The sequence below is a fragment of the Bacillus sp. CR71 genome, from assembly GCF_003429245.1.
Taxonomy (GTDB): domain Bacteria; phylum Bacillota; class Bacilli; order Bacillales; family Bacillaceae_G; genus Bacillus_A; species Bacillus_A thuringiensis_S.
On sequence record NZ_CP031748.1, the window covers coordinates 3,944,941 to 3,960,417 of the forward strand.

A 15,477-nucleotide genomic window follows, 5' to 3' on the forward strand; every position below is an offset into this window, starting at 1 on the left:
ACACTCTTGTAGTGTCTTTTTTTTATTATTTAAAAAATTACACCTACTAACATCTTATTGTTGAGACTATTCATTTATTTCAATATGATACTTTTTCATCTCGTATATGCAATAGACAATGATAGCTAAACTCCAACTGACACCATAATAATCATGTGTGTAGAAGTCATATCCCGCCTTAATACCTTTCTCTATTACAACAAATGTAAATCCTAAAGCCACCCATCTGTTAATTTTCATCTTAATAAACGTTAAAGAGATAATTATTAAAAATAAAATATTTGTAAGATGATTTATCATTAGCTCATATTTTTGAATGTATACTGCCATCATACAAGCAACGATATTAGTCGCAATGCCAAAGGCAATCATCGCCTCCCAAACCCTGTCCGAAAGTCCCATTCCTGAGTCAGTCCCTTCCTAAACAAAAATCCTTTTATTTAATTCGTTCCTTCACCCTATTCAAGGTATGCTAAATTATCCTTGTCTGATGAATATCTATTTATCTTTTCATATAGAGCAAACAAAATCTTCACTCATAATTTTTTCTTTATTAGGAAAACTATGTATAAGCCGTTTGAACTAGCGGCTTCACTCTTCTGGTAATGGGGTAGCAATTTATTGAATTGACTAACTCATTCAACCCACTAGCACCGGCAGGCAACAAAATAGTTGTCTGCCATTTTCATGTATACTTTTTCTAACTTTATTACAAACCAAGTGTGTGTTGTACTAATTTCAAAAAGGACAGAATGTCATTTTTGAAATTGTAAAAAATAAGGTCCTGTCTACTTTTGGTATAGGACTTTTTCTTTTCACATATACTATTTTTGAACCTGTTTACCAATACGTGTCCTATTGGTATCTTGAATTCCTCCTAAAAAGGGCTGCAGATACGAATGCATGCCCTTTTATTTACATTGCTACTCTATATTCGATAAAATAATTAAAAACTCAAATATACTATTACATATTTTTCTATTTAGAATTATATTAAGATTTACTTCATAGTCGAATTATGGTTTCGTGTATAATTCAGCAATATGTAAACTGTTTACCTAAAGAAAAGGCACCCAAAAGTGCCTTTTCTTCTTTTAATCTAAAAAACATTTTTCCTTTTCAGTAAGATCCAATTATCCCTCTAATCTAAACCTCATATTTAATCACGGTACTCAAGAGTTTCCATCTATTTCAATATGCCTTATAGTTTAATTTCAAATCAAATTTCCAGCAATATATTTGCTTTCTTACAGATTGCTGTCTTTTTCTTAATTCTGTCAAAATCCTCATGTAGCTATACAAAGAATATATGCTATTATGATTTTGAGAAACTATGCGTTCCCTTAACCCTGTATTTGACCCTGTATTCATTACAGGGTCTTTGTTTATTTTATTTACTTTTAGTTAATACACACCCAATTTCAGTTAAAATTGTTTAAATGTTAATTAATTTTTAAAATAATATATCTATAAGCTCTTTTAGTAAATAAAATATAATATTAGACATATATAACCAACTTGTGGCCATTATTAGTTTTCTAAATATGCACTTCATTAACACTATACAAATAGTGCTAACTATCTTAATTGAATATTAGTAATAGTAAGTATAAACATTATCAATTTACTATATATTACATTTATGTAAAAATAGATGTATGTTAAGCTTATTCAAAATCTTTCCCCTAATAAAGATTTGAAGTAGCATTTCATGATTCTCCTTACTGTTAATATGCCTTGAAAAAGAACCCTATAGGGTTCTTTTTCTTTTCATTATAACCTCAGTAAGTGCTTATTTAACATGCAAAAAGGCCCGCTAATTATTTGCAGCCCTTTTACACGTTAATATACACTTGTATTACATACTTAACAATTTATTGTATTAGGTATTTATACAAACTAAACATGCTATTATCATTTAGATATATAACACTTCAAAGTTTAGAAGTATACAATAACAAATCTTTCCCAGCTTCCAGCTACATAACTAGTAGCTGTTAATTCTCTACCACCATTTGCTGATATATATCTACCATTACTTAGTGCTTGTAATACATATATCCTATTGTCTCCACCATTATATAAGATAAACTTTTCCCATGCACCAATTGATGTACGATCTGCTACTACTCTACCATTTGGCTCAAACGAAACATACTTCCCATTACTTTTAGCTTTTAAAGCGTACGTATATAATTCCCCAGTCGAAATTAATTCAAATTTCTCCCATTCATTAACTGCATTACGATTTGCTATTATATTTCCCGAAGGCTCAGCCGAAACATATTGTAAATTTGCTGCCTGTATAGCAACTGTCCAACTTCCATTAAATAAATTCACGCCTTTTAGTGAACCTGCTTTTGATAGATTGGCTGCCGATACATCATTCGATGGTGTAATCATCACTATCATTAAAACCATCGACAACACCATTAAAACTAACCTTTTTGAGATTGTATTACCACTTGCACGTGTTATGAACCTTTTCATTCCCATTCCTCCCTTAATATACATAGAACTCATATATATCATACCAAATATGTAAAATTTTGTAACACTTGAGAGGATTTATCAACAAATACCTTACTATTCTGTTTCTTTTTTCTCAAATCTATAGCAATTAAACATGTATCAATTCTCAAGCACATTTTTTAAATTATTTTCCCCCTGATAAAAAAACGTAGAATTTTTTGGAAACGAAAGTATATACAAAAGAGAGAGTATTTTCATTTCACCTTTCTTTAAATAAAAGCCAAATAGCCGTTCATAATGAACGACTATTTGCATCCAACTAATACTTAGAATGTTTTTCATGTTAATCTATTTTGTTTAATCCCGTTGAAGTAACTTGATAGGTTCTTTTTTTGCCCATATATTCTTGTTTATTATTCTCAAGATTAATAAGTGTAGCGCGTGTTTTTTCCTTTACTGCTTCCCCTTCTATATGGGTAAACTCAATGTAATCTCCCACTTTTACGGGCACGGTTTGGCTTTCAGCAGTTTGTTGTCTATTCCCTACTATTTCCTTATTGTACACAACACCACCATTTGAATTCTTTACTGTAATACTTGCATACGTATTATTAAAGTAAGAATGTGGTACGCCTGCTTCTAAATTCACCTGCATTTTCTCTGTTGTCCTATTATAATCTACTTTTGCGATTTCTCTATCACTATATCCTTTTAAAGACCACCCAAAATGATTTCCATCTAAAACCGTTGTTTCTGGCATTTTTTCTACTTTCTTCAAGCCTTCTTTTGTAACTTCGTACATGCCTTTTTTTCCAAAACTTTCTTGTTTACTGTTACCTACATTTATTAAAGTAGCTCTATGCACACCTTCTAGATGTGTCAGCTCAACATAATCCCCTATTTTAACTGGAACTTTTTGTGATTCAGCATTTTGTTGTTTGTTCCCATAAATATCTTTATTGTATACTACTTTTCCTGATGCATTTTGTACTTTAATACTCGCATATGTTTCATTAAAATAATGATGTGGTACGCCTGCTTTTAAATCAATTTGCATCTCTTCTGTCGACTTATTAAAATTGACTTTTGCAAACTCGAAATCACTAATTCCTTTTAGTGACCATGCAAACTGGTTTCCTTCTAAAATATCATTTTCATTAGGCATATCTGGTTTAATTGGATTAGAATCCGTACTCTTCCAAATCTCTGCTGTTAAAATTGGATATCCTAATGCAGCTACTTTTTGAATAGTATCGTTATTTGGACGTAATCCCCACTTCTCAAAGAAAGGAATCAAATTTTGTTTGGCTACTTTTGATGCTGAAATCATAAATAATTGTTTTTTATTTTCATCAGTTTGTGGAAGTTCACTTGAAGGCATGTCTCTATACAATTGATGCAATTTAGGATAGAAATCCTCTCCATATGCTAGCTGTAGTTGCCAAAGCATAACAAGCTTAACAAAAACATCACTAACTTCGTCATAATTTTTATTAGGTTGTTCTAAGTATTGAAATGCCTTAGTATAAGCACCCTCTTGTTGCAATCTAAAAGGTTGATTAGATGTAAATGCTTTTTCTACAGAAAGGCTGTATATATTATTTTGTACTTCTGTCATATTATAAAATTTCCAAGGTGATTGCTGTCTCAAATGCCCTGCCTCATGCCATGGACCCCAACCATCTTTTATAAATTTATTAATATCTAATACATATTGAATTGCATCTCCTACATATGCAGTTCGATAAGAAGTCGCATACATATAATAATCGGGAGAATGATTTTCTTCTACGTAATGAACATAATGTTTATCTACTTGTTCTTCAGATAATCCAGCTACTTTGTCTTGAATTCGAGTAGCTTCATCCATCTTTTTTAAGAGTTGTACAGGATCTGTATTAGAACCCAACAAATATTTCTTAATACGTGCAGGACTGGCCGTAATTAATACACGTTCTCCTTTTAACTCCACTGCATGTGCATTTGGATATTGGTCCAGCATGTTAATTAAATCTTGTTTCGTATGCTTTCCTAGTTCAAAGAAAGGCGTAGTCGTTCCGCCTGTTGTAATTGTTGTTCGAATGGTACCACCTTGTTGTTTATTATAAAAATAAATCATCCCCCCATTTGGAGATTGGATTGTGTTTATACCTGGTTTTAATGTAAATGATTTTATCTTAGAATCTTCTCTCCAAGAAGCATCATATGAATACGTTCCAATATATACCTGAATATCTTGATTACCTTCTACATTAATCGTTATTTGTTCATTTGGTTTTGCATATAAACCAGTTGGTTCATATGGACTAAATGCCATACTTTTTCTTTCCTGTTGTTTTATTAGCTCAACATCCCCTTTTCCTGGGACTGTAAATGTTCTATTTTCTGATTTAACTGATTTTTCACTTTGCAGTGATGTCGATAAATTTTTTTGCTGCTCCTTTTGCTCCGCAAAGACATCTGATGAAGAAATCATTCCAGTCGCAAGCATAGTTACTGTAGCAGTAGCTGCAAGTATTTTTCTAGTTTTATATTTTGAATTATTCCCCATATTATCTCCTTCATTTTTCCTTAGTACTCTTAAGGATTTTTTGTTTTCTTCTTCATGTTTTTACAATCTAAACTATTCATACTATTTAAGTTGTATCTATTACTCTATATTTTTTCATAAACATCTCCTTTTCTTTATTTATTATTGTATATAAATGTTATTTGATGACACATTAAATAACAACTTTACGATAAACTCATCGATAACAGCTTATTATGTTTTGATTCTGTATTCTAAACTTCCATCCGATTGGAGAAATATATCCAATTGGAGAAATCAGTAAATAATTTTCAACATTTAAGGGTTGGAATCTCACAAAAAATTCATAAAAATTTTTCAGTTTAAAGGTCAATTCAATTGCAACTATATTTGTTTAAACTTCCACCTTTTTTGAAAAAAAGCATCTAATTCTACTTGAATTAGATGCTTACATTTAGTCCTTAGGACAAATATTCTAAACTATTTATGTGGTTGTAAATCTTTTTTTATTACTTCCCAGAGTGAATTATCTTGAGGCACCGGTTTACCCTCTTCATCCCATTTTATTTTTCCTGTTCCCAATTCATAATTCATCCCTGTCCATGTGTCTTCACGGAATGCATAGAATGATTTATGCCAACCTTTTTGGTTGAAGATAGAAATAAGATCTTGCATGTATTGGGTAGCTCCCGGAACAGTACGGTTAATTCCAAACTCCTCTGCAATAATTCGATTAGATGATACATGATTTTTCTTAGACCATTGTTGGATTGGCTTCAAAAATTTCTCTAATCCCTGCTTATTCCACATTACAGGTTTCTCTAAGTCTCCTACTTTTACTAATCCTGGATATTGATATTCTTTATTTTTCTTTTCACCTTGACTCGTTAATTCATATGGTTCATACATATGAAATGCGTAAAGCGTTTTTTTATCCTTTACTGGTTTTAAATATTTAAAAGCCCATGGAGTAGCATATAAACCTGAATCTAAAATAATTGGTGTTTCTTGGTCTACTTCACGAATGGAATTGATTACTTTTTGATACAATCTGTTTAAATCCGCTGTCGTTCCCTTCACTTTTGCATACCATTTCTCGTAATCTTCTGTCCAAAAATCATTATATCTATTATTTTTAGCTGTTTCTGGATGTGGTTCATTTATAATATTATAACCCACCACCGCAGGATAATCTTTTAATTCCAGAGCAAGGTCCTTCCAAAATTGACTTGCTTGTTCTTGATACCTCTCTTCTTCCCATATTCTGTCGTCATTCTTGTTATTATTAAATTGGCGCCATCGATCACCAGGTAAAGATAACATTGTAAGAACAACTTTCATTCCTTGTGATTGTGCGGCATCTAAATCCGCCTTTAATTTTTCTAAATCCTCCTTTACTAATCCCTGATAGTTATCTGCATTACCTATCAGAAAATCCTTTCCAGAAGTATCTGGTTTATCCTCAAATAGAAAATCTTTATCTTTTGCCCATTTATCAGGTGCTAAACGTACATATTCAATATTAGCTTCTTTTGCACTTTTATAGTTTTCAGGTAATGACGTACTATTCATGAAATTAGTACCCTTTCTTTTCGAATCCCAAAAACTAATTTTCGAATCGCCCTTGTGGTATGTATCAGCTCTTACATTCATTTCCTGTACTCCAAAACTCATCATGCCTAATAACGCAACAATTGGCAAAATTTTTTTCACAACTTTTCCTTCTTTCTCTTTATATTTAACACACATAACATACCTTTGTTTTGTTACAGGAATATGGCAAATTTCCATAAAAGCCTTTTTAGTTTATAAGATCGCAGCGTATTCATAAAAATGAATGAGATAATTAGAACATTGCTTCATTTTCAAAGAAACAAAAAAGGAATCCTTTACGGATTCCTTTTTGCAATTCACTCTTTTTCAAATGGTACATTTTGCACCTACTTTTAGTATACCTTATAATTCCCATAAAATAAATAAGATTAACTGAAATTCACTTCAAATTGTGATAGAAAACATAATTAAGAAGCGCAGATAACTAAATATTATCCCTTTTATTAAATAAAAAAGATTAAATAATTCCCCCTCCAAACTAGGACCCCTTTACACTTTTTACAAATATTGCTATAATTAGATAAACCAAAGCATTACCCCATTAACAAAGGGACTCCATAATTGGAGTCCCTTTGTTAATTAGCTATTAAAAATGATAGCATGTGATTATTGTATAATTTCTTCCTTTTTTAGATCTGCATATTCTTCTACGAAATCCCATAAACCTTGCTTTTCGAAGTAAGAAATACTTTTTTCACTTCTTCTAAGAGTTTAATTGCTTCATCTTCATTAAGAGAACGTAAAATATTGAAATGATATACATACTCTTCATTTCCTAATTCCATACAAACTGCTAATCCTTTTTCAAATTGCTTTAAGAATATACAAGCTGGCTCTAATTCTTTTTCACAAGAAGCAACTTTCACCTCATATCCCATTAACCCAAAATACAAGAAATATAGATACTTATTTTACTTTCAAAGGCTGAAACCTTGCTGCATAACTCCTGAAAATAAAGTGAAAAGAGGTTCAAATCCATATGGATAGAACCTCTTTTCACTTTATTTCATACATATACTGATTTTTCATTTATTCATTTTGTATTGTACTTAAAAAAACAATAAATTCATCATCATTTACAGGTTTACTGTAGTAATAGCCCTGAATTAGATAACATGCATTACGTTGTAACACTGTTAATTGTTCTTTCGTTTCTACCCCTTCTGCTATGACTTTCATGTTTAAAGTATGAGCAAGTGAAATAATGGTCTGTATAATTTCACCTCCATCAGTAGAAGTTCCAATCCTATTAACAAATTCTCTTGGAATTTTCAAAGTATCAATTGGATAAAGAGGTAAATACGCTAATGAAGAATAACCTGTACCAAAATCATCAATTGATAAATGTACACCAAATGATTTTAATGCTTTTAACTTTGATAAAGTTTCTTTTTCATCTACCATGGCGATTCGCTCTGTTAATTCCAAATTAATCGAATTAGCAGGTACTCCTATCTCTTCTATGGTATATATAATGGTTTGAACAAAATCTTTCTGTTCAAACTCTATAGCTGATAAATTTATCCCCATCTTTAGATTTGAAAAGCCCGCAGAATGCCATTCTTTCAGTTGTCGACACGCTTTCTGTAACGTCCACTTTCCAATTGAAATAATCTGCGCCGTTTCTTCTGCGATAGGTATAAACTCAAACGGAGAAATCAGCCCAAGTTCTGGATGTTGCCAACGTATTAAAGCCTCTGCACCAATAACCTTACCTTCCTTACTGTCAATTTGTGGTTGATACAATAAAAACAACTCATTATTTTCAATTGCATTTGGTAAATCCTGTTCTAATCGTAATCGACGGGTTACTTTTTGAGATAATGTCTCGTCATACATACAAACAGCATTGTTACCTTTTTCCTTTGCGCTATACATAGCGATATCAGCGTGTTGTAAAAGTGTAGTAGTATTTATTCCTCCAAATGGATACACTGCTATTCCTATACTAAGAGATAAGTAAAAACTATGCTGATTTACTACGAATGGTTCTTCAGTTATAAGAAATAGAGTTTTACACAAATTCAATAGCTGTTGCTCTGTTTGGTTATGGACAATGATTGCAAACTCATCACCACCTATTCTTGCTAGAGGAATTGTCGGTGAAAGACATGTCCTAAAACGTTTGGCAACTTCTTTTAAAACCCTGTCACCAATGGAATGGCCCAGTGTATCATTAATAGTCTTAAAGCGGTTTAAATCAATATACAGGAGCCCAAATTTATCCTGTGTTTTTTGCACACGCTTAATGGATCTATCTAATTCTTGTTGGAAGAATATACGATTTCCAATCTCCGTCACCGTATCATGGAATGCAAGGTAGTTTATCTCATCCTGTTGTTGTTTCATCCTCGTTATGTCTTTTACCATTACATAACTCCCAAAAGTTTGACCTTCTATCATAATAGGAACTATAGTGACATACCAAAACAGCATGTCCTTCTCATTGTTATTTTTCACACGCAACTGTAGTGAAGATGAACTACATCGTCTCCCTTTCTTTATAGCCGCTTCCAATTCAGATTTATCTTCATCTAAAAAAATAGAGAAGCACTCTTTCCCTATTAATACAGCACTGTCTTTTCCTAATAACATACTTCCAGCCTGGTTTATATTTAATACGATACCAGTTGAATCAATCGTTAAAATAGGATCCGGATGATACTCATATAATGACTTAAATCTTTCTTGATTTTTTACCAAATCATTAGATTTGTTTATTAAATCCCTTGTTCTTTGAGATACTGTTTGTTCTAATTGATTATTAAACACTTTTAATGTTTCAGTTAAATCTTTGTTTTGCATTCGTACGATTGTATGACGAATCAGTACAAATACAAAAGCAATACAATTTCCCGTAATCAATGTAGCTGAAGACGTTTGCTCTTTCAAAGTAAAGCCAATTAAGACTGCAACTGCAAGATAAGGGAATATGCCAAGAAGTTTCTCTCCAAATGTCGGATTAATAATAAAATAATTTCTTTTAGAAGAAGCATCCTTTGGAATTGTAGCAGCAATAGCAATAAATAATAGGAAAACTCTATACAAACACCTTAAAAATATAACTGAACGCTCTGACAAATCACCTTGTAAGTAAAAATACAAATAGTCCGTAATAGCTAATCCAGTTAATACTAGGATAAAAATATACAATTTGCTTTTTGCATTGAAAATAGCAGGTCGAAAGATTAGTGTAACTCCAAGTAATAGAAGTAATAAATCTATAATCGGAAAAATAAATGAGAGAAAAACATCTCCAATTGATAAGAATAAGATATTTGCAGAAGGTTTATTAAATAAATACCACTCTAATGTAAAAATAGCAGTAACAACAATGCATAAATCACAAAGCAAATATGCTTTCTCCCATTTATTACATTCCATCATGATTTTATAAAAGAACGCAAAGAGAAAGAAGAATAAGAAAAGCAACAAAAATACATCAGAGATATTAAAATTTTTTATTGGTAATTCTACATTAAGTACTTGAAAAGCAGATATAAAATTCCCTATCAAGAAACAACCTATCGCAATAATAATGCACACCCAGAATACTCCTAACTTAATTTTTCTGGATAATATAGAATACAGTAGTGAGATAAATACAGTAGTTTCAACAACTAAAGATGATAGTCGGATATTAAAATCTGATACGAAATAAAGACTTGGAAAAACAAATATAAATATAAAGCAAAAGCTTATATAAGCTATTAAAGCCAATATCAATACATAAAATTGCACATATGTATGTTTACGCAATGGACTCACCTTCTTGAGTTTTTTCTATACTTTTATTAAAAAAATGTCTTGATAGTGGCACAACTCCTACTAAATTTAAATGTGTGTTACCTATTATCCATATTATGACCTTTTTAAAAGATTTCTTTCTACATACAACAGTCTTGCTAACTTTTTGTAGATGTTTACAATTATCAATACTGAGGATTCCAAAAAGGATACGCTGAAAAATGTAGTTTTTTAAGTATTTGCGCATCGTAAATTTGGCGGGTACAACTTATCTACCCTTTAAATATGAGATAGAATCTAATCCTCTATTGGATTATAGTTAGTTGCTACCTGTCACACTTAAAAAGGAATGAAAATATACTATCATTAACATAGCAATTCGAATTAGTTTACGGAACACACTGTAACTATTATAGTTACAACAAAGGTTGATGTCAATTTCATATCCTCCCTTTTTAACGGACAAAAGACATGACCTATTGAACAAAAATTTGATGTTTATAAAAAGAGAGGTAAAATTTTATCTCCTTACTCAAAGAATTATAAATGATCTAGGATTAGATGAAATTGAAGCTAATATTGCATCTCCCTAAAAAGAATGTTACTCTAAAAATAGAATTATGAAAGGAATGATGGATGAATAATGATTAACTAATTTATATTTTAAGTTGAATTTTATAACTTCAAACTACAAAATATAGGGTTAGTCTATCCATTTTTAAAATTCAGTTCATACTTTATTTGTCATGATTCAAATGATTAATAAGTACTTATTAAGTATAGACGAAAGACTAATCCTTCCGATTACAAATTGGGGGATTTTTTTATTCCCGTTTAGCTTAGTTGAAACTTACTAATTGTTAAATGTACTTCACAAATAAAGGAGCGAGAAAAATGAGTACTTCAGACACTATTGTTACACATGTAATGCTCTATATAAGTCGTTAATATCCATCAAACTTATATAGAGGAATTAAAAAATGGATGGATGTTCCGACTTTATATGAAACGTTTCGATATATAAAGGAGGAATTATTATGTCAATGATAAAGGTCCAAGACTTAACTTTTTCATACCCAGGTAGCTTTGATAATATTTTTGAAAGTGTAAACTTCCAAATAGATACGGATTGGAAGCTAGGATTTATTGGTAGAAACGGACGAGGTAAAACGACATTCTTTAATTTATTGTTAGGGAATTATGAGTATAGCGGGAAAATCCTTGCTTCGGTAGAATTCAATTACTTCCCCTACTCTGTTTCAGATAGGAACAAATTCACTCATGAAATCCTTGAAGAAATTTGTCCCCAAGCCGCAGATTGGGAATTTCTACGTGAGATATCCTATTTAAATGTTGATGCTGAGGTCATGTACAGACCATTTAAAACATTATCAAATGGGGAACAAACAAAGGTGTTGCTTGCTGCACTGTTTTTAAATGCGGGTCAATTCCTATTAATTGATGAACCAACAAATCACTTAGATACAGATGCACGAAAGATAGTCTCTAATTATCTAAGGAAGAAAAAAGGATTTATTTTAATTTCACATGACAGAATCTTTTTAGATGGGTGCGTTGACCATATCCTATCTATTAATAGAGCAAATATTGAAATTCAAAGTGGTAACTATTCTTCTTGGAAGTTAAATTTTGATAGACAACAAGAGCACGAGAAGGCTACAAATGAGCGTCTACAAAAAGACATAGGGAGATTAAAACAGTCTTCCAAACGATCAGCAAGTTGGTCTCATGACGTGGAAGCTTCAAAAAATGGAACGAGGAATTCAGGCTCTAAGTTGGATAAGGGGTTTGTAGGACATAAAGCAGCCAAGATGATGAAAAGAGCAAAAAACCTTGAATCAAGGCAACAAAAAGCTATTGAGGAAAAGTCAAAATTACTAAAAAATGTGGAAAAAACTGAGTCATTAAAATTGGAACAATTGCAATTTAAATCAAATGAATTGGTTACTTTGGTTGACGTGTCCGTTAAGTACAATGACCAAATTGTGAATGAGCCGATTAGCTTCATAGTTGAACAAGGTGACCGAATTGTACTTGATGGAACGAATGGGAGCGGAAAAAGTAGTATCCTAAAACTACTTCTAGGACATCCGATACAGCATACAGGCTTAGTTACTTTAGGTACAGGACTCATCATTTCCTATGTCCAACAAGATACTTCTCATTTGAAGGGGGCGCTATCAGACTTCATTGAAGAGCACAAGATTGATGAAACCTTATTTAAATCCATCCTAAGTAAGATGGACTTTGATCGAATTCAATTCGAGAAAGATATATCTCATTATTCTGGTGGACAAAAGAAAAAACTGCTTATCGCTAAAAGTTTATGTGAAAAAGCCCATATATATATATGGGACGAACCACTAAATTTTATAGATATCTATTCCCGTATGCAGATTGAAGAACTTATTCAACAATTTAATCCCACAATGGTTATTGTTGAGCATGATAAAGCATTTCAACAAACAGTTGCAACAAAAACTATATCTATGTAGCTCAAAACGAATACTTGAAAATATAATCATTAACTTGAGTCCTTGAACTATAAAAACCTTAATGACGTGTTGAAAAAAGCCTAATTTCTCTACAATACATTGAGAAATTAGGCTTTAAATAGTAATAACAGAATTCATAAATACTGAATAATTTACACGTTAGGTTTATCTGTTAATGCAGTAACAATCCTGTCCACTAAGTCTTCTGGCATCCATTCATGATTTGTATCGTTCGTTTCATTTGGCCCTAAAGAATCAATAAACTTTTTAAACTTTGGAAATAAAACAATAGAAGTGATCCAATGTATCGTATGATTTATGGAGAAGAAATGAAAAACTCCTTGCTTTTCACCCTCCTGTAATATTTCTTTTAACTGTTCAAAATTACCTATGAAATACGGTTTAATCTTTTCTAATCGTGCACTTTCCTTAATAATCTCCTCATATGCCAATGATCCAATTTCAGGGTTCTCTTTTATATGTTTAGTAAAAACCGTTAAATATTCTCTAAGGGCATCGATAGGTTTAAATTGATTCTTCTCAAGAAAATTGGGTAGCTCATTAGCAAGACCATATTTCTTAAACACCTCATAATATAGGTTTTCTTTCCCATTAAAATAGTAAGAGGCCATAGCAACATTCACTTTCGCTTCTTTTGCGATTTCTTGTATGCTCGTACCTTCGTAGCCACGCTCTCCAAATTTTTTCTTAGCAGCCTTTAAGATATTTTCCATCGTCTGCTCTCGAGATTTCCCCATTTCACACACCTCAAATAGTATATATTTCACTTCAAAAACCCAATAAGGACTTTGAATAGAGTATCTTTTTAATGAAATTTAATTATATATTTAAAGTGGTAACTTAACAACCGATGAAGTTCTGATTACTTTAAACAATATCCCCTTGCGTAGCATCAATAGTTTTCAAATACTTTACGCTCTTTTCTAATTGAGTAAAAGAATAGACAAAAAACATCTAATTTTATCTTAATTTCGTGTGCGAATAAAAACATAATAAGGACCAAAGTTTATCCATTTTATAGATAAACTTTGGTCCTTTCGTTACATTATACAGATTTAAAATAAAATGAAACTTTAATCAGCCCTCACCAATCAGGCTTTTAGGTGCAGCAGGGCCCCCACCTAACTTCTTTGCTTCCGCTGAATTTTGAGGTGAGGGGTCTTACTGCCCACAAATAGCGGGATAAACTAGTATACTCGTAGCTTGATGAGAGAATTATCCATCAATCGTCCATCATTTTCTGACTAGATCTGTTTAATCTCGATATAAGGTCCTTTAATGTTTAATTTGTTAATATCATTAGATATATTGCCTACAGTTGATTTTTCATTAAAAGTATAGACCTTTTCACCATTTACAAAGATACCCCAATTCTTATCTTCATAACTGATACCATAACCAGCATTGCTAGACGTAGCTTTGAGTTGATTTCCATTCATTGAAAGAGATAACTTCCCTTTTCCTTTGTTAAGTTTATCATTCACGCTGTTGATACTATTCATTTGTTCTTCAAGGAATTTTTGGTTATCAAGAGTAACTTGATGGTTTTTCCAGTCTAATTTATAGTGGTTCGTAAAGAATTCATTATATGTATCTTTATTATTTGTTCCCCACCATTTTGAACTTACCCACTCAATATTGTACTGATCTGAAATTCTACGATTTGTTATTTTTAAATCTGATGTAGTTTCTGTTTTATCAGCAGTAATAACCGCTACTACGTTTGGAGAAAAACCATATCCTGTTAAAGCTGGTACTGTATCTTTTGAAACAAAATTATTCGTCCCTTCATTATAACTACGTGATTTCATAAATAGTTGATTACCATAGAAAGTATTGAATGAATCACGATTATAAATTCCCCACTCTGGGAAATTAAATGATTGGAATCCTACTTTCCAATTTAATTTCTTATCTGTGTGAGTCTCTAATACCGTTTTATAATCTACTTGATCATAAGATACACTTTCTTTCCAAGCAAAGCTACCTGTGATACTTGCATCGGCATTTGGCCCTTTATCATTTACTCCTACTTTAACACTTCCACCAAGTGTATACCCTACCTCAGAAGTGACCTTTGCTGAAGTCATTGTATTAACTGGGGCAGCTTTATGGAACTGAGCACTATCACCACTTGTTATTTCTGCTTCAGTATGATAAGCTGATGGCCATTTTAAGCCTGCGTTATAGTATCCACTATTAACTGTATATTTAGCATCAATATTACTACCATCAGTGGTCACAATTGCAATCTTTTTATCTGCGTAAGGATCCTCAATAAAAGAAACCTTTATCGAATTTTTGATATTCTGCTTCATGTCATAAGTAGTTTTAAAACTATTATAGACCTTCCCACCATTTTGAAGATTTTCTACAGTTCCTTTAGAATCTGCAAATGCAGATGTTGCTTGTAAACTAAATGATCCAGACATAATAACGGACGCTACCGCAACACATTTAGCTATTTCTTTTGCTTTTTTCATACAGACAGCCACTCCTTCTTAAACATTTAAAAGATATAAATATATTATTTCTAGTTCGCAAAAATAGAGATAGATTCATAGCCATACAATATAG

General features: G+C 31.7%; 9 protein-coding genes. 1 reads left to right on the forward strand and 8 read right to left on the reverse strand.

From position 1 onward, the window contains the following. Positions 1-66: 66 nt before the first annotated feature. From DOS87_RS19755 to DOS87_RS19780, 6 genes are all read right to left on the reverse strand, one after another. Complete coding sequence (locus tag DOS87_RS19755) at positions 67-402, reverse strand: hypothetical protein (protein WP_000524424.1); 336 nt, start codon at positions 400-402, stop codon at positions 67-69. 1,539 nt (positions 403-1,941) lie between these two features. After that, positions 1,942-2,490: a fascin domain-containing protein gene (locus tag DOS87_RS19760; RefSeq protein WP_000819434.1), complete on the reverse strand. Its 549-nt coding sequence runs from the start codon at positions 2,488-2,490 to the stop codon at positions 1,942-1,944. 325 nt (positions 2,491-2,815) lie between these two features. Continuing rightward, complete coding sequence (locus DOS87_RS19765) at positions 2,816-5,023, reverse strand: M60 family metallopeptidase (protein ID WP_000527921.1); 2,208 nt, start codon at positions 5,021-5,023, stop codon at positions 2,816-2,818. A gap of 459 nt (positions 5,024-5,482) precedes the next feature. Next, positions 5,483-6,751 (reverse strand): glycoside hydrolase family 5 protein, encoded by a 1,269-nt coding sequence (locus DOS87_RS19770; RefSeq protein ID WP_025989072.1) that lies wholly within the window; start codon positions 6,749-6,751, stop codon positions 5,483-5,485. Between the two features lie 512 nt (positions 6,752-7,263). After that, positions 7,264-7,494, reverse strand: a complete 231-nt coding sequence (locus tag DOS87_RS19775; RefSeq protein WP_002162674.1) for a hypothetical protein — start codon at positions 7,492-7,494, stop codon at positions 7,264-7,266. A gap of 151 nt (positions 7,495-7,645) precedes the next feature. Next, positions 7,646-10,375, reverse strand: coding sequence for a sensor domain-containing protein (locus tag DOS87_RS19780; RefSeq protein WP_118962008.1), 2,730 nt, complete (start codon positions 10,373-10,375; stop codon positions 7,646-7,648). 1,025 nt (positions 10,376-11,400) lie between these two features. On the opposite strand from DOS87_RS19780, the gene DOS87_RS19785 reads away from it, so the two are divergent. Then, positions 11,401-12,879, forward strand: a complete 1,479-nt coding sequence (locus DOS87_RS19785; RefSeq protein WP_000061801.1) for an Lsa family ABC-F type ribosomal protection protein — start codon at positions 11,401-11,403, stop codon at positions 12,877-12,879. 152 nt (positions 12,880-13,031) lie between these two features. On the opposite strand, the gene hlyIIR is transcribed toward DOS87_RS19785, so the two are convergent. Together hlyIIR and hlyII are read right to left on the reverse strand one after the other, a co-directional pair. Beyond that, entirely contained in the window at positions 13,032-13,637 is a 606-nt protein-coding gene (gene hlyIIR, locus DOS87_RS19790; protein WP_000520485.1) for a hemolysin II regulator HlyIIR, read from the reverse strand. Positions 13,638-14,144: 507 nt separating this feature from the next. Further along, the gene (gene hlyII, locus DOS87_RS19795) at positions 14,145-15,383 is read right to left on the reverse strand and encodes a hemolysin II HlyII (protein ID WP_000709372.1); all 1,239 of its coding nucleotides are present in this window, start codon (positions 15,381-15,383) and stop codon (positions 14,145-14,147) included. Positions 15,384-15,477 lie beyond the last annotated feature (94 nt).